Origin of the sequence: Psychrobacter sp. KFRI-CH2-11 (assembly GCF_038239325.1) — a bacterium.
Taxonomy (GTDB): domain Bacteria; phylum Pseudomonadota; class Gammaproteobacteria; order Pseudomonadales; family Moraxellaceae; genus Psychrobacter; species Psychrobacter celer.
On sequence record NZ_CP151283.1, the window covers coordinates 45,178 to 69,346 of the forward strand.

Annotated in this window: 22 protein-coding genes, 1 tRNA gene and 1 pseudogene; 6 read left to right on the plus strand and 18 right to left on the minus strand. The window is 43.5% G+C overall.

All coding sequences use genetic code 11. The features are described from left to right. Position 1 precedes the first annotated feature (1 nt). The 9 genes and pseudogenes from AADH33_RS00205 to AADH33_RS00235 form a co-directional block, all read right to left on the minus strand. Positions 2-1,114: an RHS repeat-associated core domain-containing protein gene (locus tag AADH33_RS00205; RefSeq protein WP_348549998.1), complete on the minus strand. Its 1,113-nt coding sequence runs from the start codon at positions 1,112-1,114 to the stop codon at positions 2-4. A gap of 61 nt (positions 1,115-1,175) precedes the next feature. Beyond that, positions 1,176-1,676, minus strand: coding sequence for a hypothetical protein (locus tag AADH33_RS00210; RefSeq protein WP_192518622.1), 501 nt, complete (start codon positions 1,674-1,676; stop codon positions 1,176-1,178). A gap of 12 nt (positions 1,677-1,688) precedes the next feature. Further along, complete coding sequence (locus tag AADH33_RS00215) at positions 1,689-6,512, minus strand: RHS repeat-associated core domain-containing protein (RefSeq protein ID WP_192518614.1); 4,824 nt, start codon at positions 6,510-6,512, stop codon at positions 1,689-1,691. Between the two features lie 6 nt (positions 6,513-6,518). Continuing rightward, complete coding sequence (locus tag AADH33_RS00220) at positions 6,519-6,872, minus strand: DUF4150 domain-containing protein (RefSeq protein ID WP_192518613.1); 354 nt, start codon at positions 6,870-6,872, stop codon at positions 6,519-6,521. Next, positions 6,862-8,214 carry a DUF2169 family type VI secretion system accessory protein gene (locus AADH33_RS00225; RefSeq protein ID WP_192518612.1) on the minus strand — a complete coding sequence of 451 codons (1,353 nt, stop codon included), beginning with the start codon at positions 8,212-8,214 and terminating at the stop codon, positions 6,862-6,864. The genes AADH33_RS00220 and AADH33_RS00225 overlap by 11 nt, the downstream gene beginning before the upstream one ends. A gap of 12 nt (positions 8,215-8,226) precedes the next feature. Further along, positions 8,227-10,377, minus strand: a complete 2,151-nt coding sequence (gene tssI, locus AADH33_RS00230; protein ID WP_192518611.1) for a type VI secretion system Vgr family protein — start codon at positions 10,375-10,377, stop codon at positions 8,227-8,229. 90 nt (positions 10,378-10,467) lie between these two features. After that, positions 10,468-10,833 (minus strand): annotated as a pseudogene (locus AADH33_RS13155) (DUF5131 family protein). Continuing rightward, the gene (locus AADH33_RS13160; RefSeq protein WP_225739088.1) at positions 10,812-10,937 is read right to left on the minus strand and encodes a DUF5131 family protein; all 126 of its coding nucleotides are present in this window, start codon (positions 10,935-10,937) and stop codon (positions 10,812-10,814) included. Before AADH33_RS13160 ends, AADH33_RS13155 begins: the two are co-directional and overlap by 22 nt. A 133-nt stretch (positions 10,938-11,070) precedes the next feature. Continuing rightward, entirely contained in the window at positions 11,071-11,724 is a 654-nt protein-coding gene (locus tag AADH33_RS00235) for a hypothetical protein (RefSeq protein WP_348549184.1), read from the minus strand. A 39-nt stretch (positions 11,725-11,763) separates the two neighbouring features. Between AADH33_RS00235 and AADH33_RS00240 the strand changes: the two genes are divergently transcribed. Continuing rightward, a protein-coding gene (locus AADH33_RS00240) for an IS3 family transposase (protein ID WP_348548557.1) occupies positions 11,764-12,929 on the plus strand; the annotation gives its coding sequence in 2 pieces (ribosomal slippage) (positions 11,764-12,022 and positions 12,022-12,929; 1,167 coding nt in all). Here AADH33_RS00240 and AADH33_RS00245 read toward each other — a convergent pair. Genes AADH33_RS00245 through AADH33_RS00265 form a run of 5 tightly spaced genes read right to left on the minus strand, consistent with a single transcriptional unit; the run spans position 12,930 to position 18,419 of the window. Further along, positions 12,930-13,781, minus strand: a complete 852-nt coding sequence (locus AADH33_RS00245; protein WP_348549185.1) for a hypothetical protein — start codon at positions 13,779-13,781, stop codon at positions 12,930-12,932. Further along, entirely contained in the window at positions 13,759-14,916 is a 1,158-nt protein-coding gene (locus AADH33_RS00250) for a TniQ family protein (RefSeq protein WP_192518609.1), read from the minus strand. The genes AADH33_RS00245 and AADH33_RS00250 overlap by 23 nt, the downstream gene beginning before the upstream one ends. After that, complete coding sequence (locus tag AADH33_RS00255) at positions 14,874-15,767, minus strand: TniB family NTP-binding protein (protein WP_192518608.1); 894 nt, start codon at positions 15,765-15,767, stop codon at positions 14,874-14,876. Before AADH33_RS00255 ends, AADH33_RS00250 begins: the two co-directional genes overlap by 43 nt. Continuing rightward, a complete protein-coding gene (locus AADH33_RS00260; RefSeq protein ID WP_192518607.1) occupies positions 15,767-17,782 on the minus strand; it encodes a Mu transposase C-terminal domain-containing protein in 2,016 nt (671 codons plus the stop codon). Before AADH33_RS00260 ends, AADH33_RS00255 begins: the two co-directional genes overlap by 1 nt. Further along, positions 17,772-18,419 carry a TnsA endonuclease N-terminal domain-containing protein gene (locus AADH33_RS00265; protein ID WP_192518606.1) on the minus strand — a complete coding sequence of 216 codons (648 nt, stop codon included), beginning with the start codon at positions 18,417-18,419 and terminating at the stop codon, positions 17,772-17,774. Before AADH33_RS00265 ends, AADH33_RS00260 begins: the two co-directional genes overlap by 11 nt. A 64-nt stretch (positions 18,420-18,483) precedes the next feature. Here AADH33_RS00265 and AADH33_RS00270 point away from each other — a divergent pair, with 64 nt between their 5' ends. After that, positions 18,484-19,203: an ATP-binding protein gene (locus tag AADH33_RS00270; protein ID WP_348549999.1), complete on the plus strand. Its 720-nt coding sequence runs from the start codon at positions 18,484-18,486 to the stop codon at positions 19,201-19,203. Positions 19,204-19,274: 71 nt separating this feature from the next. Here AADH33_RS00270 and AADH33_RS00275 read toward each other — a convergent pair whose 3' ends face one another. Beyond that, entirely contained in the window at positions 19,275-19,958 is a 684-nt protein-coding gene (locus tag AADH33_RS00275; protein ID WP_348549186.1) for a phosphoglycolate phosphatase, read from the minus strand. Positions 19,959-20,186: 228 nt separating this feature from the next. Beyond that, a complete protein-coding gene (locus AADH33_RS00280; RefSeq protein ID WP_348549187.1) occupies positions 20,187-20,687 on the minus strand; it encodes a DUF4385 domain-containing protein in 501 nt (166 codons plus the stop codon). A gap of 190 nt (positions 20,688-20,877) precedes the next feature. Between AADH33_RS00280 and AADH33_RS00285 the strand changes: the two genes are divergently transcribed. Next, on the plus strand, positions 20,878-21,234 hold the full coding sequence (locus tag AADH33_RS00285) for a hypothetical protein (RefSeq protein WP_348549188.1): 357 nt from the start codon (positions 20,878-20,880) through the stop codon (positions 21,232-21,234). Positions 21,235-21,317: 83 nt separating this feature from the next. On the opposite strand, the gene AADH33_RS00290 is transcribed toward AADH33_RS00285, so the two are convergent. Next, positions 21,318-21,393 (minus strand) — tRNA-Phe (locus AADH33_RS00290). A gap of 147 nt (positions 21,394-21,540) precedes the next feature. Continuing rightward, the gene (locus AADH33_RS00295) at positions 21,541-21,963 is read right to left on the minus strand and encodes a hypothetical protein (RefSeq protein WP_348549189.1); all 423 of its coding nucleotides are present in this window, start codon (positions 21,961-21,963) and stop codon (positions 21,541-21,543) included. 400 nt (positions 21,964-22,363) lie between these two features. Here AADH33_RS00295 and hisB point away from each other — a divergent pair, with 400 nt between their 5' ends. Genes hisB through hisH form a run of 3 tightly spaced genes read left to right on the plus strand, consistent with a single transcriptional unit; the run spans position 22,364 to position 24,060 of the window. After that, entirely contained in the window at positions 22,364-23,023 is a 660-nt protein-coding gene (hisB, locus tag AADH33_RS00300) for an imidazoleglycerol-phosphate dehydratase HisB (RefSeq protein WP_243456282.1), read from the plus strand. Further along, the gene (locus AADH33_RS00305; protein ID WP_207969957.1) at positions 23,024-23,431 is read left to right on the plus strand and encodes a hypothetical protein; all 408 of its coding nucleotides are present in this window, start codon (positions 23,024-23,026) and stop codon (positions 23,429-23,431) included. It begins immediately after the preceding gene. Then, on the plus strand, positions 23,428-24,060 hold the full coding sequence (gene hisH, locus AADH33_RS00310) for an imidazole glycerol phosphate synthase subunit HisH (RefSeq protein WP_348549190.1): 633 nt from the start codon (positions 23,428-23,430) through the stop codon (positions 24,058-24,060). The genes AADH33_RS00305 and hisH overlap by 4 nt, the downstream gene beginning before the upstream one ends. Positions 24,061-24,169: the final 109 nt, after the last annotated feature.

Below are 24,169 nucleotides of genomic sequence, written 5' to 3' on the forward strand. Positions count from 1 at the left end.
GTTAGTATCCTTTAAATATATTTTCCCACTGTGTGGTACTTGCACCTTGTTTACTCATAATGGCTTGTCCATTATTGAGCATTCGTCTTAATGTTTTTTGTAATAGTACAAGTTTAGCTTTTTGTTGTACGCAGCTGCCTTTTGCTCCTATTCTTATAATAGCAGCCTCTAACGCATCAGAGTATGCTCTGTGACTTGAGTTGTGTTTTGAAGCGCCAAACCAAGGACTACCTTTTCTTGGATTATCATTTTCATTTCTAGGTAAACCTATTAAGTTATTTAAGTCGTCTTTACCCATGCCATGACAGTTTAGTATCTTTTTAGTCTTTGGCTTATTATCGCTATAAAGATCTTGGGGAAACATATGATGAACTTGATATTTACTTCTATCTGCACCACCTGCTCTATCCCAAAATTTGTCTCTATAGTTCTTTAAACCTAAAGGATCGATCCACCCCGTAGGATTCGTCGCATACTGGAAGACGTTTGAGCCGCCCATGAGTCCAATAGGATCACGGCTGATAAACATCCCTAAATCAGGATCAAAATATCTAAACCGATTGTAGTGCAATCCTGTTTCCGTATCAAAACTCTGACCTTGAAAACGAATAGGCTGTAGCTCATCAGCAGATACTTGTAATTGCTCAAGCTTCTCCTCTCGCCATACCACTTTAGCGGTATTACCCCACGCCTCATAATCCGCCAGCCAAATAACTTCACCTTTCTGGTCAGTCAGCTCATTTGGTGTACCTAGATGATCATTGTGATAATGATAGATTTGAATAGCGGACGGTGGCTCAGGTTTATTATTGCCATACCAGCCTTCATCATTTGCCGCTAGGGTCAGTCCATCTCTTAACCATACCAGTCTAGCTATAGGCTCAAAGCTGTTTTGTTCATAGATGGTAGTGAAAACATGGGTGTCAGTATATTCCTGTGCTTGTCTATTGCCATCCCATAGATAGTGTATTTGTTTATGTTGGGTTTTCTGCTGTTGTACAGGGAACGTGATAATCTTGGTCGATTGTCTGTTTACAAACTTGGTTTTGTCTTTCGTCTGGGTTTGTTTGGCAATGCGTCTGCCAAAATTGTCGTAGTGATAGGTGGTCTTTATTCAGGTGTAAAAAAGCTGAGCAAAATGCCCAGCTAACCCTCTTTTTTACCAAAATAAATAGCTATGGCTCTAACAGCTCATTAGAAAAAACGACTAGCTTACCTTTAGGTGGAAAATCAGACCAGCCACAAGGTAGTCCATTGTTTAAATAAGCAGTAAGAATATCTTTCCATAAAGGTGGAAAATAATTATTAGCGTAACATTGGAATATATAATACATATCATCAGTTATTAGCTCTGCCATAGTACTATCCCAAAGCTCATTAAATCCACTAAAGTTCTTGCTTTGAATGTTGAAAAAGTTATTCTTCAGAAGTTGATGACCTACATAACCATATAACTCAAAAGAATCTGGAAATGAATACTCTCCTCGGCTAATTGACTCCCAAGCTGGAAAGCTTTGCACTTCATCATCTTGATTAGCATATTTAAAACCTAACAGGGGATCACTGATTACTAATGCATTTATAGTATTAACAAAAGGCTTATCAAAGAATGTATCTCTTTCTAAAAAATCGACAAATTCTTGCGCTGACTCAAGTATGTCGTTCCACTTTTTCATAACTAAATATCCTTATTGTTGATTTCGTATTGAACTTTTTATCGCTTCAGTAAATGCTTTTTGAATATCACCCGTGCTGAAAGTATTGGGGTCATAGCCTGAGTTATTTAATGGAATGTCTCCTTTTACAAGTTGACTACGTAGCATCTTTTGAACAGCCTTTAATTTCATACATGCATTAAGTCCAGGAATATTTATTCTTTGTGCGCCTTTTAACAAATTTGTAACTGCTAAGTTATATCCACGATGTTGACCAGAATGTATGGTTGCACCATAACCGTTTTTTGTAACTAAATTAACATTTTTACTGTTACGTAAAGCAATAAGATTATCTTTATTATGAACGTCAAAGCTTGCACACAGTTTCTTTGCCTCACTTGCTACAGCTTGGGGTATTATATGATGGACTTGATAATTTGTTGGAACACCTTTACTAGAGTTATAAGCTTTACTCCAGTTTGTATGATAGACCGCTAATCCAGAAGGGTCTACCCACATAACTGGATTAGGTGCATAAGAGAAAATGTTGAAGCCTCCTAAAAGACCTATAGGATCACGGCTGATAAACATCCCTAAATCAGGATCAAAGTAGCGAAATCTATTGTAATGCAGTCCTGTCTCAACATCAAAGCTCTGACCTTGAAATCTTATGGGCTGTAATTCATCAGCAGAAACAATCACATTATAAAGCTGTACTTCTTTGTAGACGACTTGAGCAGTATTGCCCCATGCCGCGTAATCCGCCAACCAAACCACTTCACCGTCTTGACTGGTCAGCTCATTCGGCGTACCTAGATGGTCATTGTGATAATGATACACCTGCATGTTTGGGATGAGGGTCGGTTCATCTTCCCAAGATTCACGCTCGGTGTTCTTAATCTCATCATTAGCTGATTTTAATAGCGCATCTTTGAGCCAGACCAGTCTTGCGACTGGCTCAAAGCTGTCTTGCTCATACACGGTGGTAAACACATGAGTATCAGTATATTCCTGTGCTTGTCTATTACCATCCCATAGATAGTGTGTTTGCTTATTTTTAGTCTTCTGCTGTTGAAGGTGGTACTTAACCGTTTTTGAATGCTTACTATTAATGAATTTGGTTTTTACCTTTGTGTCACTGGTTTTGGCGATGCGTCGTCCAAAAGCGTCGTAATAGTAAGTCGCTGTTATTTCGGTTAGCTCAAATCCCTCTTCGATATTAGTGATAGTTTTCACCAACTCATTATTGGGATTATAGTAGTGCTGTATGGACTTGCGACTACTCACTAGCGCGTTGCTACTTTGAGCTAGTGGTTTACCGTCTTTGGCTGGAGTGATTGTTTTATACAGGACTTGACCGTGTATGCCATAGGTGTAAGTAATTATTTTGTCAGCGGTAATAAGCTTAGTCGGTCTGCCTGATTTGTGGATGTTGTTTACAGCGTTATTAGTTTCGCTGTTATCTTTATCAACTGTAGATACAGGCACGCGATTACTCGCAGGATCAAAGGCAAAGCGCTCTGTCGTGCCTGATTGCTTGGCGAAGTCGGTGAGCATATGCTCGGTCAGTCGTCCGACTTTGTCGTATTGATACTGATGATTGCGCTGGAACAGACTACTTGCCGTGCTACTATTTTTCGATTTATGATTGAGCTGCGTCTGCCCTGATAGATGGGTAAGCTGTCCTAACACGTCATAGTTATAATCTCGCTGTACGACGATACGGCCTTTATTATGATCTGAGCTGTATTGCTTGGTGAGCCGTCCCATGGGGTCATAGCCAAAGCTCGATAGCAGCTCGCCTTGTTGCCTTGTCGTTTCTTGATGCAGTGCATTGCGTTCGCTATGGCGTATTTCGGTGATGCTGTCGCCGTCTTGCACGCTTTGGTTGTATAAATGCCCTGAGCCATAGTACAGCTGGTTGATGACTTTGCCATCGGGCAGTATTGTGGCAATGCGGTTGCCTATCTCGTCATAGCTGTGAGTTAGGGTTTGTTCGATGTTTTGGGTCAATTGACCTTGAGAATTGTTTTTATGATGACGGGTTAAGCGCTCGCTAATCAGCTGCCCGATGTCGTCATACGCCAGATGGGTACTGGCATCAGGGCTGGTCGCTCGGATGAGCTGTCCTGCAATATCGTACTGATACTGGGTCTTGTGATGACGCTGTTGGCTTTGATTGCTTACGTTGCTGTTAGGCTTAACGATATCTAGGCTGTGCTTATACGTCAGCTGTCCGAGCAGGTCACGTTGCAGGTAGGTGTGCTTTTGCTCTTCGCGTTTGGCTTGTGAGTTGTCGGTTTGGTGTACCAGTTGCCCTGCTTTGTCATACTCGTAGTGACTGATATAACCATCAAAGCGCGTCTCGCTGATGAGATTATCTGCTTTATCATATTCAAATGTCCACGCTTCACCGTTCTCATTGGTGAGTTTAATCAGACGGCGTAGATTGTCATAGTCGTAGTCAAGCGTGTGCCCTAGCGCGTCTATGCGCTGTATGGGTAGGCTGTCATCAGTATACTGGTACTCGGTGGATTGGTCTTTGGCGTCCGTATGCTTGAGCAGACGATTTAAGGCGTCATAGACAAAGCGCTCGCTACTGCCATCAGGGTAGCGAATATGGGTAGGCGCTTGGGTGTGCTGAATACCATTACTGTTAGTGGCGCTATCGGTTTTCTGGTCATAGGTGAGTGTGGTTTGCTGGTCTTGTGCATCAGTGACAATAATGACACGTCCTAGGTTATCGTACTTATAATAGGTAGGATTACCACTACAGTCCGTTTGTTCTATCAGCTCGCCTTGATGGTTATACTCATAACTGAAGCTGCTGCCGTTGGCAAGTATTTGCTTAATGGTACGACCTTTATCATCACGCTCTATATGTGTGCTGTTACCATTAGCATCAGTAATTTTTTTAATTTGTCCAGCAGCATCATAGGTAAGCTGCGTTGCATTGCCAAGAGGATCAAGTAATTCGGTTAATTGATTATTATCGTATAAATACTTTTGAGACCGCCATAGAGGTAAATTAGTCATCACCTCATAGTCGATCAGTTGTTTAACTGCGGTTAGATGATTACCAGAGTACTGGTTTTCGGTAATACTGCCATCTGGACTAATAATTTGTATAGGACGGTTATAGTCGTCTAAAACAAAGCTAGTGCGGTTGCCAAGAGCGTCAGTAATGCCTGTCCAACGCTTGTCTTGATCAAAGTGATAAATCGTTTGCCGCTCATTTGCAGTGTCTTTTGCCTCAGTAACTATAGATTGATCTATTTGATAGTCAAAATGATAGGTCTGACCATTGCTAACACGGTTGATGAGCACTTTGCCTGTGGGTAGGTAGTCGTCGTACTCATAATAGCTGCTGATGCCGCCGTCGATATGATGCGCGATCATAATATGGTTTTTATAGTCAAAGCGACGAGTTGGATTTAGATAAGGGTTAACTTCAATTAAGTCACCTTCTTTACTGTAGCTATAAGTCACTAGAGTATCTGCAACAAGTAAATTCTTAGACAGCACGCCATTCTTAATAAGCGTCTGAACTTCGCTGATGAAAGTGTGAATACTGGTGTTATAAGATTGCTGTAATTGCTGCTGAACTTTTCTATCTAAAGCAGGTAGGAGCTGAGATAGCTTATCGTCTGTTAGACTTGTAAGCTGAACCACTTGCTGTAAGCGTAAGCCTTTATCCTCATCATTTTTAATTAAATTGAAGTCTAGTTGCAATAATCTACCCGCACTGTCTTTTATATAGCGAGGTAGATGAGAGAGACTGGCGTCTGTATTATATTCTAAAGTAATACGGTTGCCATAGTGATCACTTTGGCCTGTGCAATATAGGCGCTGTCTACGGATAGGTAATAGAGGGTCTTCACTGACTGGACTGCCAAAGTGCAACTGAATACCATCGCCAGTGTCACTGGTGCCTGAGGTAATGCGGTATTGTCCATTAACATCATGATGCAACCGAATATCATCGTTACGAAGGTAGAAGCTTTTGCCAGTGGCAATATAAGGGAAGTTAATGGCTCTACCACTACTGTCAATGTACTCAATCAAGTCAGCATCTGGAATGACGTTTAATTGTTCTGACCAGCTATTAGCCCAGCCTTGACCGAACCAACCATCAGGATCATCTGTTTCGCCTCGACCTACAAGGCTATCACTGGCATAGTGCCGATTCCATAATAAGGGTAAGTCTCCTGTTAAGATAAAATCAATATCTTCATTATCTAGTAGTATCTTGATACCTAGTATAGGATTGACAGGCTTACAGGTTTTAGGACAGTTTTTATTATTGTTTTGGTCTTTATCTTTGTTTTTAGAGCCACTATCTTCTTTCTTTCTCTTAGGCAGTTTACCTTTAGTATCTTTGCTATATATAAAGTCCTCAATTTTTTTAGATTGATTCTTAAAAAAAGTAGCTACTTTTTCATACCCACTTCCTAGTTTTTCAACAGCCTTTTGTGCTTTTTTTAATTGATTGAGATAAAAACTAGGGTTCTTTGCAATCTTCAAAGCTAAGTCAGACCCTTTTAACAAATCGCCTGCAATTGGAACAAAACCTAATAAACTATAAAAAGCGCCGCCCCAATCCCCTGTAGATGCTCTAACGATACCTGCCGCACCATCAGCAACCATACCAACGCCAGGAATCACACCAGCGACATCTAGTACGAATAATATGGCTTCAAGCTCATCCTTACTAAGCTTAGCCAAGCTTTTTTTCGAATCTTTTGCTACTTTTAGGGCTTTAGCTATCTCAGCTGCTGTTTTACCATCACCTACAACAACTCCAGTTGTATTGCCGTTTGAACTAACTGGTCTACCCCAATTACCAAATGTACCCATAATTTATTACCCATTCATCCCAAATTTGTCTCTGTGTCTAACCACATACTTGCCATTGGCTCGCACTGTACTACTATGTTCAATGGGATAACATTTACCACTTACTGTGCCACTCTTAACCCCTTTACCGACACCTGCTTCATCGCCAATCGTTTTGACTACTGTACTTGCATCGAATAAAAATACAGGGTGATCGTTAGAGCGGACATTTGGTGAGACATTACTTGAGTTTATAAGTTTGGCCGTCACTGGATAAGGAACAGGCACCATACTACTACCCATAGGCGTTTTACATACATCAGGTAGCGTTGATACTACAGTCCAGCCTGATTGCTTCTTCGCTATTGTATTATTTGGCATAGTTTTCATTCCATATAGCTAATGCTCTCGCTCGAAGGCTTTCTGGATCTTCGTAAGTAATATATGGCTCATCAGGGTCGGTAGTGAATCTAACTTCTAACTTAGTCGGGTTTAAATTAGTAGGTAAAAACAACCGCCAAACTAATTTCAATGACATATTGTCAGTATTAAAAATCAGTGTATCTAAGCTCATAGGCTTTACTTGATGCTCATAATCAATACTAGCTAACACAAAAGCTCGATGCCGTGGTAGTAGAATGAGCTGTTGACCACCGCCTTCGGTCAAATTATTGACTAATAAAGTATGCGGCTTAGTTAAATCAGGATAGTCGATTTGCTGATCCTCAGGGGCACAGTTCCAGTAGCCAAAGTCAAAGTCTTTGGGCAAATTAGGATGGCGGTTCTCTAGCCACTGCTCATCATAAGTACCCGCCTTTGCAAGCCTTGGTGCCCAAGATCGATGCAAGGCACTGAGACCTGCAGGCGCTCCTTGATAGTCCAGCTCTGCCATCTCAAACGCAGTCATTGCCCCTTGTTGCTTGGTTATCAGCGGCGTCTCATAGATAACACCTTTAGGCATAATCTGCGGTACTGGAAAGAATTCTGGTAAGCTGTGCTTGTACTCTCTTAGCTTACTAAAGTAGCCCTGCTCAAACCAGCCTCTACCTATCGGATTGCTATAGCAGACTTCATGATAACTTTGCTTAAGACTGTTTTTGTCATCGTCTTCATTGCTATCTTTTTTACTGCTGTTGTCTATATTTTTAAGATGAGTCGCTTGACAGCTGCCCCCTAAGGTATACTCATACCTGAGTGGTACTTTTTGTGTGTGGGTTACCGCTGTTAAACTATATTCATCGGTAAATTGAATAGAGTCAATATGGCTACGACTACCTGTATGCTGCCACTGCCTTGAGCCTGTGAGCCAAATCTCTTTACTTAGTAGCTCTTTAAGAGGTGAGTCTAGCGTATCATCTGCCTGTCTGTAGAGAGCAATAGACGCTTTAAACCCTTGAGAGGGTTTACTAGCATAAGCGTGACCTTGGACGAGTACATCACATTTAGGCTTGAAGGGGATAATATCGCTCTCTTGTACGATGCTGCTAGTACCAGGCTCATCATAAAACTCGTCTGCCATGCAAAGATTAATAGGGTCGTCATCATTGACCTCTGCGATGTAAACCGTTTGTATTTGCTTGAAGTCTTTACTATCTGCTATCTCTTGATTACTGGGTATTAGCTTATACTGTGCGCACATCGTCACGACTTCATACTCTTGATCATGAGTATCGTAGCCAAGATAGTTTAAAGTGCTAAAGGGCGTAAGGTTGGTAAATTCCATAATGATGCCTTTTTAGTTCAGATCGACATCTTTACCTGTGATTTGCACAGGGCCTGTGGCTTCGAAGACAAACTCTGTGCCTTGAATAGTAACTTTGCCTGATTTATCCATGCGCAGCACACTCTTACCTACTTTTAGTTCTATCACGTCACCTGCTTGTATAGTAAAGTCTTTTCCTGCGCTCATCTCATGAGTCTGTGCTGTAGTGTCATTACGTTTTGCACCTGTGACAATAGAGGTAAAGCCTGCCACATTAATGCTATACCCTGCGCCTACGTTGGTCATCTTAGCTAAGCCGACATTTTGAATAGAGGCGAGTCTTACTGTTTCTGTCTGCATACCATTCACGGTAATCGACTGATTCTTTTTGACGCTCAGCTTGCGCTTGCCTGACACTGATATAGACTCATTCTTTTTAACCGTCTCATCTCTATTCCCCCCAATACTAATAGTCTCATTCTCATCAACGCGCTCTTGTCGGTTCTTATGGATGGTAATGGTTTCATCCAAGTCGACGATCTCAGTGCGGTTCTTGTGGATGGTGATGTGCTCATCAAGATCGACGATCTCAGTACGCTTTCCATGAACCGTGACGGTCTCGTCTTTATCAATCGTCGTTGTTCGGTCGCGGTTGACTCTGCGGGTCTCATCGTTCTTGATCAGTGAGTTAAGATCGCGCTGGGCCTGCAAGTTGACCAGCTCAAAGCCAGCATCATCATTGAACATGAGCTCATTGTAGTTATCGAGCGGGGAGTTAAAGCTTTTGGATTTGATGCCTGATTGCTTAGCCGCTTGCGGGTAGCCCCATGGTGGCGGGTTGGCGCTGTTGTATAACCTGCCGATGACAATGGGACGGTCTGAGTCGCCGTTGATAAAGTCAATGAGGACTTCCTCCCCTATACGCGGGGTGTTGATGGAGCCAAAGCTGCCCCCTGCTGATCCTTGGGCGACGCGTATCCAGTCTGAGCTTTTCTGGTTCTTAGGACCGTATCTGTCCCAGTGGAACTGTACCTTTATATCGCCATACCCATTGGTGTGGACTTCTTCTCCGGCAGGGCCGGTAACCGTAGCCGCTTGACTACCAATGATTTGCGGTTTAGGCGTGACTCTTGGCGCACGGTACTGGTAGCTTATCGGTATGGCGGTGAAGCTGATACGGTAATGGGATTGTTCGGTGCCACTGGCATAGCCGGCCTCTTTAAAGTCGTATTCGCTATGGATGATGAGGTGTTCGGTATTAGCGGCATCGTGCGGATGACGGCTTAGAGTAAAAGTATGGCCTGGGGCGATGGTGAGCACGTTACCTGCCGCATTCACGCGTTTGCTTTGGGCGTTGTAGTCTTGACTACGCACTTGCGCGTAGCTTGCGGCATCGTCTTTGGTCGCAAAGCCAGTATAGAAGTCATAGTGCTCGGTGGTAATACCACCAAGCTCATGGGTGCTCATGTTGTAATCAAGTTTGCGGTTAGCCAGCTTGTAGCTGTGGTCGTTGACACTCATCTTTTTAGTAGCTAAGCGGTCACTTTGTTGCCACACATCAATGTAGTTCTTGTCGGGGGTGCCTGGGGTGACGGCTGAGTGATAGGGTATGGTGGCGCGGCCTTGAATGGGGCTATGGGCGCTATTGTCATCGACGATGATGAGGGTGTTGTTACCCTCGGTATGGGTGAAGTAGTAGTACAGGCCTTCTTGTTCAAACAGTCGGTTGAGATAGTTAAAGCTGGTTTCTTGATACTGGGTGCTATGGCCGTACTTGCGGTAGCTGTTTAAGCACTGTATCTCATAGGGGAAGCCAAACTCATCTAGGATGGTGCGGGTAATCTCAAGGATGTCTTTGTCAACAAAGACGCGGCTGTCATGACGCTGGGTGAGATACCACATGTTAGGGCGCATGATGCAAGTGTAGAGATGATAGCTTTGTTCGTCCTCATCTTCACTAAGGTAGCCAAAGTCGGTAACCAGACCGTTTAAAACCCGCTCGCCGCCTTTGGTGTCGATGGTGACGGCGATAGTTTGGCCGATGATGTCGGTAGCGGCTAGGTTGGGATTTTTACTGGTGAGAACAAGGCGATACTCATAGAGACTGGAGAGGGCTTCCACTCCCTTTAATTCAACAAAGGATAACGCGCGACCAAAGGGGGTGTGGATGGCGATGGTGCGCATGGGAGTGTCCTTAATAGTTGGTTAGATAGTATCTGTAGTGCTTGGATTGTACTATTGTTGATATAGATTGTCGATTAATGCTGGTTAAATTTATAATTTAGGCATTCCATCCCAAGTCCTTCCATTTAGCTCTCTACCATTGAACTGTTTAGACCGTTTAACACTGTCTGCTCCCCAACCACCCCATTGCTTAAAGAAAAATGCAATATCCGCCACTTAGCATTGTAATTGGATAGATTCAGCCCACTCTTTATTCATAGGGCGAGTTTTTGCTCCTGACTCACCACCTGCGATTACCCAATGTATGTCTTCGAGATTTAGTTGCACTACATTTTCAAGTAGTGGTTCAGCAGATAAGAATCGAATGGTAGCATCAACACGCCTTAAATGGTCTATACGTGGTACATCAGGTTTTTCATTTTCTACCGACACACCTAGCCACGCATTTTTAGGCACTTGCTTTCCAAAAAAAGAAGGGTTCCCATCGCCTTTAATTTTTTAGCCATAACTTCAGCATAGCAATATTTACATCCTGCTGGCACTTTTGTACATCCAGTCATAGAATTTCAAGTGCTTTCCGTCCATTCAAACTTACTTTTCGAGGCCGTTTTTTCTACATAATTTTTTGTTCTATCCAGTAGTATTATCATACTTATATTATATTAGTACCTAGTCAGGGTTTTAGCTTTAGACTCAAGCTATATATTTTGGTATCCAATAGTCTTGCTTTTTATAAGTTAAAATATTCATTTCGTCGCCTCCATGTTTTATAGTTATGGTTGCTAATGTCTTAAGACTAATTTGAGTATTGTGAAAATACGCCATACCAAGCTGCAACCATATTAACTGATCTTTGTCCGATAATGGCTTAGACTGATTATTGAGCGCCATCAGTTGCCTTTCGATCTCACTTCGATTGGCTTTTAAAACCGCATCTCTAGAGGGTTTTACACAAACTAAGCTTGACCCACATTTTTTATTCAAAAACATCACGAAACCATAAAGCGCATTACGTTGACCTTGCTTAATCAACAAATACCCGTCTATTTGTTCCTGATTTGGCGTATTTGAGCCTTCAAGTCTAAATTGAGTACATAGGTCTATTGCAGGCTGCAAGGCCAACCTGACTGATTTAAGCGATGTTTTGCCATTGAGTAGTTTCTGCTCTAAGTATGTATGGTATTCACTGATGCAGCGAGGTGCATCACCATCAAGTTTAGCCAAAAGACTAACAATACGCTCCTCCTCTACAATCTGATTTTTAATCTTAGGGTCTACTACAACTTGCTTGGTCTTGATCAGCCATCGTAGTGCTGTTAGATGAGCTATGCTGAAGAAACCGTACAAGTAAACTTGGTAAACTAAGCATAATAACAGGAGTTTACCATGACCAAGAAAGTAAGAACCTACAGTGACGAATTTAAAGCCGAAGCTGTTAAAAAGATAGCAGACAACAACGGCAATATCTCAGCCACTGCAAAGCAGCTTGGCATTGCCATACAAACGCTCTCAAATTGGCATAACAAAGCCAATCAAGGCAAACTTGTAGGAACAAAGCAGTATGACCCTGAACTTATGAGTGCGCTTGAAGAGGTAAAACGCCTAAAGCGGCAGCTCAAAGTGGCTGAAGAGGAGCGCGAAATACTAAAAAAGGCGACGGCGTACTTTGCAAAGCACAGTTAGTCAGGTACGCCTTTATCAAAGATAACCAGCACTTCTTTAGCATCACCACTATGTGCCGCGTACTACAGGTTAAACCCTCAAGCTACTATGACTGGCTAGGTCGTGATATCAGTGACCAACAAATACATCGCAACCAGTCTGAGCTGCTAGTCAAAGCCGCACACATTGAAACTAAAGAGCGTTATGGTATAGATCGTCTGCATGCCTATCTAAGCGATCAAGGGCATGATATTAGTCTATACATGGTCAGACGTATTAAAGAAGAGTTTGGCATTAAATGTCGTCGTCACAAACGCTTTAAAATCACCACTGACTCTAATCACAACAAACTGGTCTATGATAACGTGCTTGATCAGCAGTTTGACGCTAAGCGCCCTAACGAGTCGTGGGTCAGCGACATCACCTATATCTGGACGAATGAGGGTTGGCTGTACTTAGCAGGGGTCAAAGACTTATACACCAAAGAGCTTGTCGGTTACGCTATTAACAAGCGTATGACCGCAGATTTAGTATGCCGTGCACTCAACATGGGGATTAAGAATAAACGACCTGCTAAAGGGCTAATCGTTCATTCTGACAGAGGCAGTCAGTACTGTAGCCATGCCTACCACAAGATCATTAAACAGCATCAGTTTACAGGATCTATGAGTGGCAAAGGCAATTGTTTCGACAACGCTCCGATAGAAAGTTTCTGGGGCGTCTTGAAGAATGAGCTAGTGTATCACCAGAACTATAAAACTAGATTTGCAGCCATCAGCGATATCATTGGCTATATTGAGCTGTATTACAATCAAACGAGGATTCAAAAGGGCTTGAGCTATAAGTCGCCAAGACAGATGTGGTTTGATTATTATCGTCAAGCTGCGTAACTAAAATCTCCCAAGTTTAAGTCTACGGGATTGACGGCAGGGGTCAAGATACTTACGCAGACCATTAGGCTTAAACTCATTCACCAATGATTCATAATCGGGTATCACGCCCCATAACCCATCACAGCGAACAAAGAAATCGATATAGTTATGATGTTTAAGCGCAGCAGTCTTGCTATCAAGCTCAGCCTCAAACCATATTGTGAAAGCAGTGTAAGCTTGTCTCATCACACCATCAGTCAAAAGATAAGTATTAATCTCGGCCTCATGCTTGAGTCTCTGTGACCAATAACAACTATCACATTTTTTACCCATACCAGCAGGCATAAGCTTATGGCAACTCTTGCAGGGTATCTCACCGAACTCATGGCATTTGCGACACATAACACCTGTATCAGTAGTGACAAGCTCTCTATATTTGTGACAAAGAGGACAAGTTTCTCTAAAATGACTTTGGTAGCAGCTTACGCATACCCCATGATCATGAGACAACTTTGAATAGCTACAAACCCCTCTTTCAAACTTACCGCACTCAAAACACTGTTTTTTGGTCTTAAAATAGCCCTGATAACAGGTTTGGCACACCCGCCCGTATTCCGTATTGGCTCCATCCTTAACCGCCTCGCCACCACAACGAGTGCAAGGCTGATTCATACGGCAAGCGCGACAGACGGCAAAAGCCTCTTTTTTGTGCAGACGATTTATCTCGCCGCACTGACTGCAAGGCTTTCTGATAAACCATATCCGATAACAATTCGCGCAGTAAGTATCGTTTTTATAGCGTCTTTTTATTTCAACATCTTTATTACCGCAGGAGTCGCATCGATGCTTAGCTTTTTTTATGTTTATCATAATTCTCCCTCATCTGCATCTTTCGCTTGAGTCTATTCCATGACGCCATCACAACTTCAGGTGAGGCAGGCTTTATATCTTCTGACTGCACCTCATACCGCCGTGTAGGTACTCTATGGAGTTGATCATATACATCACTAAAAGCTTTAGGGGTAATTGTACTTTTCGACCACTGAAAGCTATTTTGGGTGATATCAAGATCTAAGCAGACCTTGATCCAATTATCAGTATCTACCTGTAGTAAGTGATAGGCGCATTCAAGTAGTACTGTTCTCTCATCAACTGGTAGGTAGTCAAACCTAAGCGCTGTTTTAGGTAGGGATAGTGTAGTAGTATCAATTCCTAATGCAGCGATAAGCTTGCCAAACATATAGTTAGGGTTTTTCAGTCCTCGTCTAATCAGATTAATTAAAAATAACAGGTACTCAAACCACTGACACATGCTAACCACTTGCCCTAAAACAATGCCTTGCTTGCTAAAAAAGGCCTGATCCGCAAGCTTCTGAAACTCATAAAGAGTTTCGCTTGGCTTAATACCTGATATAGCTTGATCCAACTTATCATAACAGGCATGACAGCGATTGATAAACTGCTGCTCTGGGCTTAAAAGCTGGGGTTGGTAGGGCTGATTACAGTGTCCACAGTCTACTTGTAGAAATGTCTTATGCTTAGCGCAGCAGACAGACCATGTGAAGCGCCACTGCAATTTAAGGTAAGCCTCCTTATCGTCCTCCATGCAATCAGGGCAATAAGGATAGCCTAGTCTCGAATAGCGGTTGCGTTTTGATAAAGGTGCTGTCCATTGTAAGGGTGTTTTTTTATCTAATACAACGGATGTGTCCTTTGAGAAATCAATGAGTATCTGATCATCAAAAGTATCGACGTTATGACCTGTTAGCACCGCTATATCAGAAATTATTTGCTCGTCAAAATGATTAAAGCCTTTATCAGCGTCATACGTCCATATCCGATACTGGGGCCAATAATAGTAAGTAAAGGTCAAAGGACTACAGCCATGCTTAAGCGCGGCGCGTACCAACCATGACGTTAAGCTCTCACCATATAAAAAAGGTGTGGCAAAAGTTAGTGGTTTTACCCAATAATTTTGCGTAGCCCCTTGGTTGGTTTTAAACATGACTTACCCCTAATGTTCTCAACGGTAATTTCTTCTTCACCTGATTCAATAGCGCTAATAGCACAATCATTAATTAAGCGCTTAACATCACCAAGGTTGCCTGTGCTAATGCTGTATATTAGATTGACTTTTTCAGTCTCAATAAGTTTAGAGGGCCTTTTAAGCGGTAAAATCTTCTCAAAACTACCAACCAGACGTTTAAACTCTTTATCGTTGCGCCACAAAGACAGTTCAGCTACATCGAAGCGACTGGCGTGTTGCGGATCAGTATGTAGAATGCGAATAGCGTCTTTAGTGCCACATAGCACGATAGGCATGAGTAGCTCGTTGCATAAGAATTTAATGACATTCATGATGGCTCGTTGCTGTCTAGCAGTACCCGTGAGCATTGAGTGGACTTCATCGATAATGAGCATTTTGACGTTGGTGTGTCTAAAGGCGTTAACAACTTGGTATCTCAATTTACTAGCAGCATCGGTGGGTCTGTATGGTAACTGAAACGCTTCAATAATAGAGATATACAAATCCTTCTCACTGGCAGTTGGAGGTGCTTGTATTTTGATCAGAGGAATGATTAATTCCTCATCAGCCGTATAGTTATCTCCAAACTTGTCATAAAAACGGTTTATGATTGTGGTTTTGCCATTATTGGAATCACCAATAAGTAGCAAGTTTGGCATACGATGCTGCTTTACATGATTCATCAGCCCCTGCATAACATCAATAATCTCATTAGCAGTGCTGTAACCTACCCATCTTGGAGAATAGATAAATTCGATCCTCTGTTTATCGGGTAGATGAGCGATATGCCTAAACTTCTCATGAATGTGGGTATATAGAGATTCGCTCATCAGTCAATATCCTCAAAGTATAGGTCGTCATCGTTGTCATCAGACTCATCAAGGTTTACGCTTTTACTTAAAACCCTAGTTGATTCGGGCAAATCATTTAATACAACTACCTCTTCACTCTCGTCTGTTTTCAACTGCTCATACATTACCTGCGATTTAATGTGGGCTTTTTTACGCTGCTCACTTCTACGCATTTTTTTTGTTGCACTTTTAGACTCATCAACTAGGGTTTGCATGTCTTGTAATGCTTGGTATATCAGCGCCTCGTTAACGGTTCCTGACTCCTGCTTAACTTGTTTATAAATACTCTTATATTCCCAAAGGCTAATAGGTGGCAGAACTTGATTTGCCAGCGGCACAGGAAAGTATTGTAGTAACTCAGGGTCATAAAACCATATTCGAGTAATATCCCTCGGATCTTGTCTAAAGATAAATTTAGTCTTATTACCATTATCGTCCGTATGATTAATGAAGTTGTTTAAACAAGCATCGTAATACTGCAAGCCATCTATTGTTGCGCCATTTCTTTGAATGGTACGATCAATACTAGGCATAAAATCTAGTACCAGTGTATGAGGGTCTGATGGAATGGATGGCAACCCAACACCACTCTCAAAGCCATCACCATATATACCGATACGCCATTGTTCTTTAGGGCTGCGATCAATACTTGAATGTATGCTTTCGTGATAATCCATTGTGACATAGGTAAGAAACCACGTTTCAAACTCATGCAAGGTCAAACTGGCATGCTTTTCAGAGTTGTATTCGTCTTTTTCTTTGATATTAGAGAATGTAGTGCCCGGCAATTCATGAACACGCTTCATCATAGTGCCAATCAATCGCTCAATATGACCACCGTACTCAGGTCTTGCTACTGGTCTAAATTCAAGATTAATACCATGAAAGGCGCAAGATTTTTGCAAGCTTTGCGCTCTAAAATCCGATCCATTATCAACATGAATTTTCTTTGGCACACCAAAGACATTCCATTTCACATCGGATAATCCAAACTCAAGCAACAACTCATCTTTTGGTAAAATACTTCGTGAGATGCACATGCTCACTGAGGTAACAGAGGGTGCATCTAATGATATGTAGTAGCCTGTGACCATGCGACTATAAACATCAATAGCCACTGTAATGAATGGCCTACCAATAGGCTTTCTATGCTTGTCATCAACCAATATTAAATCTACTGGTGTATGGTCTATCTGAATAACACTAAGAGGGTATTTGGCATCAGGAAATTGCCCTGCTTTAGGGGTAAATTTTTGTTTAGCACGCTTTCTTTGACCACGACCGCGCAATAAGTCTTTTTCTTTAATCTCGCTGATACGGTTACGGATGGTATTCTTACTAGGTTTATCGATCCCCTCTAAGTGACAACGCCTAAAGATCTCTCTGATAGTAGCCTGTACATTAGGTCTTTGAACCGTAAGGTAGAAGTCATTAATGACATCGCCAATGATGTTTTCTATATTGTCATCTAGACGTTTAGCCCCTTTTCTCCACCCTCTTTTTTGGTCAATTAAAGAGCCGATTGATCCTGTTGATTGATAAGAATCAACCCATCGTCTAAGAGTACGAGTGGAAACACCTACTTCCTCGGCTCTTCTTATATAGCCTTGCTCACCTCGATAGTGATCCTCACCATACCAGTCGTCTTCCAAAATGAGTGGGGTAATAGCTAGGTACTTCTTTTGAGCTTCTTGCCACTCATCATCACCAATGTCATTAAGGTCAATGACAAACGAAGTATTTGCACCATCAGTTACATTATCAAAGTCATGGATGGATAAAACCTGATTGCTCAGTGTTTTTAAGTTTTTAAACACCGCCTGATTTAAGTCATCAAGGTATTCGATAAGCTGATATTCATCGTCATCGCTTTTATTACGATAAATGCCACCAAGCACCATTTGAATATGATCACGACTATATGGACTACTGGTATCGAAATGAGTGCTCATTCTTAACCCTATTGGTTTGGTTACTACTTCATTATTCAACATGCCAGACCTCCATTTGCAGATCTCGAACGTCGCTCCAAACATCAAACCCGATTTGCTTATTTGCCATTAAGTGCCAAACTAGTGCATGTCCATCAGGCCGATAAAGTGCTGATTTGAAGTATCTCGCCAAGATGTAGTCAACAGTGGTAATACCACGTTGCTCGATATCAGCAAGTATTACTTCAATCTCTTCCTTACTTACGCTTAAGGACTCATAAGCCCTCAGAAAGTTGATATTTTCAAGAGCCTCATGTCTAATCCTATCCTCATCGAATATGATGAACCTAACACCTTTTTCTTTGCAGTATCGCTTAGCTGCTTTCCACTTATCAGACCAGTCCCGCCAGTTTAGTTTCCACTCACTTTTTGGCTTAACCTCTGCAATAAAAGACTTACCTAATTTGGCATCTAGTTCCACATAGTAGTCAGGCGTGTAATGATAGGTTCTACCATTTTTAGTAAAAGGTATTTTCACAGGCTGAGGGGTTATGTTCTTAACGTCCTCTCGAAAAGCATGATAGATGATAAAATCTCTTTCTAAAGTCGATTCGTAAGCAAGTGGCTTTTTCTTGTAAGAAATGACACCTGAAACACTGCGTCTAGTCGGTTTTATCTTACGAGTTTGATGTTTGAACATTATGACACCTATTTCTGGTAATTTGTAAGTTTATGACAGCTATTACTGGTAATATATGACATTTATTCTAGGTAGCAATATGCTTCAGGCTAAAAAAAATGCTCTAATTATGACAGCTATTGTTGGAATTGACAGTGGCTCACGTCCGAAACCTGGTGAAATAACACTTGCTGATAAGGGGGTTTTATTTCTCGATGAGCTGCCAGAGTTTGATCGTACTGTGCTCGAGGTCTTGCGTCAGCCGTTGGAGGCCAAGCAAATCACCATCAGCCGTGCCAACTCACAAATGACCTTTCCGGCCAGCTTTCAGCTCGTAGCGGCGATGAACCCTTGCCCATGTGGCTATGACGGTGATGGCTCGGGACGTTGCCGCTGTCGGCCTGAGCAGATCAAGCGCTATCAAGACAAACTCTCAGGGCCGCTACTCGATCGTATTGATTTGCACATCACTGTACCTGCACTACCCATCGCAGACTTGCAGAGCGCGCAGACAGGCGAAACCTCCGCCCAAGTCCGCGAGCGTGTCGCCGCCGCGCATCAACGCCAAATAACGCGGCAACACAAGGTCAATAATGCACTGAGCCCAAGCGAGATCGATAAGTATGTGCCACTGGGCGAGGGCGAGCAGCAACTGTTGCAGTTGGCGCAGCAGCGACTTAATTTATCGGCGCGTGGCTATCATAGAGTCTTACGCGTTGCTCGTACCATTGCCGATCTTGCCGCTAGTCAGGATGTCACCAGCGCTCATTTGTCCGAGGCGCTCAGCTATCGAGGCAAAGCATAACAGCATATTAGACTGGCCTACGTTAAAGGTCTATAGGTTGTATTATCAATATATAGATTGTGTTTTATCGCTTACGCATCGTTTTGCAGGATCCATTGCACCAAAGCGGCAAAGTCATCGAACGCATGGGTGGGATTTAGCTTGCGAATATCTTGTCCATAGTTGTAGCCATAAGACAGCCCCAGCGTGTCCATACCGGCGTTTTGGCCGGCTAAGATATCGTTTCTAGAGTCGCCTATCATGATGGCTTGTGCTGGCGTGACGCCCAGCGTTTGGCAGACATGTAGCAGCGGCGCGGCATCTGGTTTTTTTTGCGGTAAGCTATCGCCGCCGCGCACAGCACTAAACAGCTCTTGCCAGCCAAAGGACTGTAAGATTTTTGGGACAAAATCAATGGGTTTGTTGGTGACCAAAGCCAGTGTATAGCCCGCTGCTTTTAGTTGTTTGAGGCCATCATCGACGTCTGGATAGGCGACCGTTTTGCTACCGCTGATGTCTTTGTAAGCCGTAAAAAACACCGCTTCGGCGTGATCCAGAGTGTCTGTATTTAGCTCGTCTTCTAGCACCTCTATTTTGCCGACCAAGGCACGTGCCACCAGCATGCGTGAGCCGTTGCCGACCCAATTACGTATGGTAGCAATAGGGTAGGTGTCTTTGCCAAGTGTGCTCAGCATGGCGTTTACGGCATCGGCCAAGTCTGGCACGCTATCGATGAGCGTACCATCAAAATCAAAAATCAACAGTTGCTTATCCATTATTCCTCTCGGTTTTGTGTTGCTATAGCGGAGTTAAGATAGCTTCGATGCCAAGCAATACCAAACAATATAAGGCAAGGCAGGCAAGTGACAGTGTGCAATGAGTTGGAACACTGCAAGCGAGCCAAGCGCTGTATCGATTTTATACAAGGATAGCTATCTTTATCGTCTGTGCTACCATAGCACAGCTAAGCTTTTGCACCCACTTTTATGCGGGCTTGAATATCGCTAGTCGACATCTTTATAGCGCTCGCGGTGCACTTTTTTCATTTGTAGATAGGTGTCATTTTTACGGCACGCGTCCCATTTCTGTTTAAAAATACGAGCGGACTCTGCTTTGATAGGGTCCTCTTGCTGCCTCGGTAACGCTTCGCGGCCATGCGCGCCGCTTTGGCCTTTTTTATCGTCAGGTACCGGCCCTTTGTATTTTTTGCCGCCCTTGTGATTGGCGTAGCGCCGCGCGCGTGTGTAGCCCATTTGGATAAACTTGCACGCCATGTCAGCACCGACAAAATCATCCTTTGCCAAGTAATCCAAAAACATCTGATAAATCGTTTCGCTACTTTGCTTGGCAACCTCAGGGGTAGCAAAGCGCCAGTGCGGCAAAATCTCAGACTTATAAGGCTCGACCAACAGCACGCCTTGCTCGCCGCGCCCGACTCGGTATAGCTCAGGCTGCGCGCGCAGGTCTAGGTTTTTATAATCTAAGTCATAATCAAACTCTCTCATCGTGTGCCCTTATCCTTTGTATGATGTTTACGGCTACTATCGAGTATACTGAGCGCAGCTGTCTAAAAAACAGCGCAAAAGTGTTATACAACCGTGACAGTGAGTGATTACTATATGAGTCACCGCTGCTGGCCTTATCGCTAAGACCAGCATTAGACAGCGTTTGATGATTATTGAGTAGGTCAAAACCATGACAATAAAACGTACAAAACCATTTGGCATCACCTCGATTTTATTTTCAAAATATAGGCTGGGTGTCGCGGCGCTACTTATCAGTGTGCTCAGTAGCACGGCGGCATATGGCGCGTGGTTTGAGCGCTTTATCCCGCAGGGTGAGACCTATACCGTACGTGAGATAGACCGTGACTTGGCCTTTGTGATTGATGGTTTTATCTATGATGCGCGCACGTCGTGTTTTTTGGCGGTGGGGGATCGGGTGGTGTTTTTTGAGGGGCGTCATGGTATTGATTACCGCGCGACGGTGTATGATTTGGATTCGCGCGAGCGCTGTGAGCTGTTATTGCGCGGTAGGCTATACCAGCGTTAAGTGAGTATTAATCCATAAAAATTAGCCATAAAAAAACCCCAAACATTTCTCAATGTTTGGGGTTTTAGAATCTAGTAAACGAATGGTGGCTCGAGGCAGGATCGAACTGCCGACACACGGATTTTCAATCCGTTGCTCTACCTACTGAGCTATCGAGCCGTCTTCGTTGAGGCGCTATTAAACTAAATATCGCCGCTGCTGTCAAGGGGTTTTTGCATTATATGTGATAAAAGTCTCTATATCAGTCAATATAAGCAAAATAATTGGGTTTTGTCTTACTTTGAGTGATTGAATTGAGGACACGCCCTAGTTTTTGACGCGCAGCAGCTCATACTCGCTCATGATACGATGAATAGCATCATCGGCAGGGACGAACTCTCGCACGCCTTTTTTGACCTCGGCATCATACACCAGCTTGATAAACTTGGCATCAATCGCGCGTTTGCGGTTTTCTGGATGTACGGTGAGGTACTGCAGGCGTTTGGCATTGGTTTGCCCGTCGTCGAAGCAAGCCACCGCAGCGATGGGCTTATCATTAAACATACCGACGTATAGATATTGCCCACGGCTAAACCCTTGCTCAACGAGCCGAAGCACCTCTGCCCCACTAGGCTGGGTTTCATCGCTGTCATATAGTGCCGCCAAGCGCTCGGCCAGCTCATTGTCGCGTGCAGGTTTTTTGATCAGCGGGGCGTCTAAGCGGTTGATGGCAATGGCTTCTAAAGGCATGGCAGTTGTTCCTATCAAAAATGGAATATTATAAATAGACAGTGATAAGGTCAGGTCGGTATAAACAAGATAGCACGCGGCATCACAGCGTCACAGCATTGATGATTGATAAAACTCAATGCACTATTTTAGCAGAATACGCAGATTTTGTGCGTGGTTTGGCGCTTGGCCGTGGCGGTCGTGGTTAGGGTTTGCTATGATGCAGGTAGGCCGCGTATTGTCTCTGGCAGACAGACTGCATTTAGCTCATGCACGCCAGCCATGTTTTAGTCTTTTTTAATCTTTTGTAATTGACAGACTTTGTTGACACCGCTCGCAACGTACGAGTGTTTATTGGACGTTTGTCGTCCTATTTTATTGAGCACATTTTATTGACCGCTTTTATTGATAGAGAGTAGCCATGACAGCCAATTCGACCACCCATACCCCTGAACAATCCCTGCCACAAACCCCAAACCTACATGGCCGTCCAGCGCGCACCGCCACCGTTGAGCGCAATACCGCTGAGACCCAAGTCAAATGTACGGTCAATCTCGATGGCACCGGTCAAGGCATCGTCGACACAGGGGTGCCGTTTTTGGATCATATGATCGATCAAATCAAGCGTCATGGCTTGTTTGACTTAGATATAAAATGCACAGGCGATACCTATATCGATGACCATCACAGCGTCGAGGACACCGGTATCACCCTTGGGCAGGCATTTGCCAAAGCGCTCGGCGACAAAAAAGGCATTCGTCGTTATGGGCATTTTTATGCGCCGCTCGATGAGTCATTGACTCGCGCGGTCGTCGATCTCTCAGGGCGTCCAGGTCTGCATATGGATATTCCATTTACCCGCTCACATGTCGGCAAGTTCGATGTCGATCTGTTTAGTGAATTCTTTTATGGCTTTGTCAACCACTCATGGATGACCGTGCATTTGGACAATCTTAAAGGCAAAAACAGCCATCACCAGATCGAGTCGACCTTTAAAGCCTTTGCTCGCGCCCTGCGTATGGCCTGTGAATATGATGAGCGCGCGCTAAATACCTTGCCGTCGACCAAAGAGGCGTTTTAAATGCAGCGATCTACAACCCTTGTATTAGCTGTCATTACAATGGTTGTCGCCAATACTGGCTTTGCTCAATGTCCAGTGATCCAGCACAGCAAAGTGCCTGCTATTACTGATCTAAGCTATCACGATGCTAGAACTTCACTGCTAAGAGCAGGCTGGCAACCGTTAAATAGTATTGATTATAACGATACTGATGATTCAGATATCCGCTATGGTAACGAAGCAATATTTTGGAATAAAGGTTATAGCGAAACTGAAACCTGTGCGGGAACGGGGCTTGGTCAGTGTATATTTAACTTTGCTGACATCTATGGTAATAACCTCAAGGTTGTCACCATAGGCGAAGAATCACCCGAATATAATAGTTATGCAACGGTTAATCGTTATTGGTTAGTATGTGAGGAATTATGAAAGTAGCACTATTAGATTACGGCATGGGCAATTTGCACTCAGCTGGCAAAGCATTGTCAGCGGTAGGGGCAGACGTCTCTATCACCAATGACCCAAAAGTCGTCGCTGCTGCCGACAAAATCGTCTTCCCCGGTGTCGGTGCCATGCGCGATTGTATGGCTGGTATGGCCGCTGCGGGTATCGATGATGTCGTACGCGACGCGATCTTTAACAAACCCGTGATGGCCATTTGTGTCGGTATGCAAGCGCTGTTTGAGCAATCGGCAGAAAATGGCGGCACAAATTGCCTAGGCATCCTAAATGGTAGCGTAGAAGCCTTTGATCCGGCGTGGACAGAAGAGCAAGGCGCGACGATTAAAGTGCCGCACATGGGCTGGAATACCATTAGCGGTATGGACTTTCACCATCCATTGTGGCGCGGTATCGATGACCATGCGTATTTTTATTTTGTGCACAGTTATTACTGCGCGCCTGCCAACAGCGCACAAGTGGCCGCTGTCTGCGACTATGGCCAGCCGTTTTGTGCCAGCGTGATCCAAGACAACTTGTTTGCCACCCAGTTTCACCCCGAAAAAAGCCACACCGCAGGCTTGCAGCTATTAAAAAACTTTGTGGAGTGGGATATATAGCCTGACAACGCTGTCTTTTTCATCAGTAGTCACGCTGAACAGATATTAGTTTGAAAGGCGAGTCGGCAGCGTTGCTCACTTTTTATAGGCCGCAGCTATTGCTTGCTGT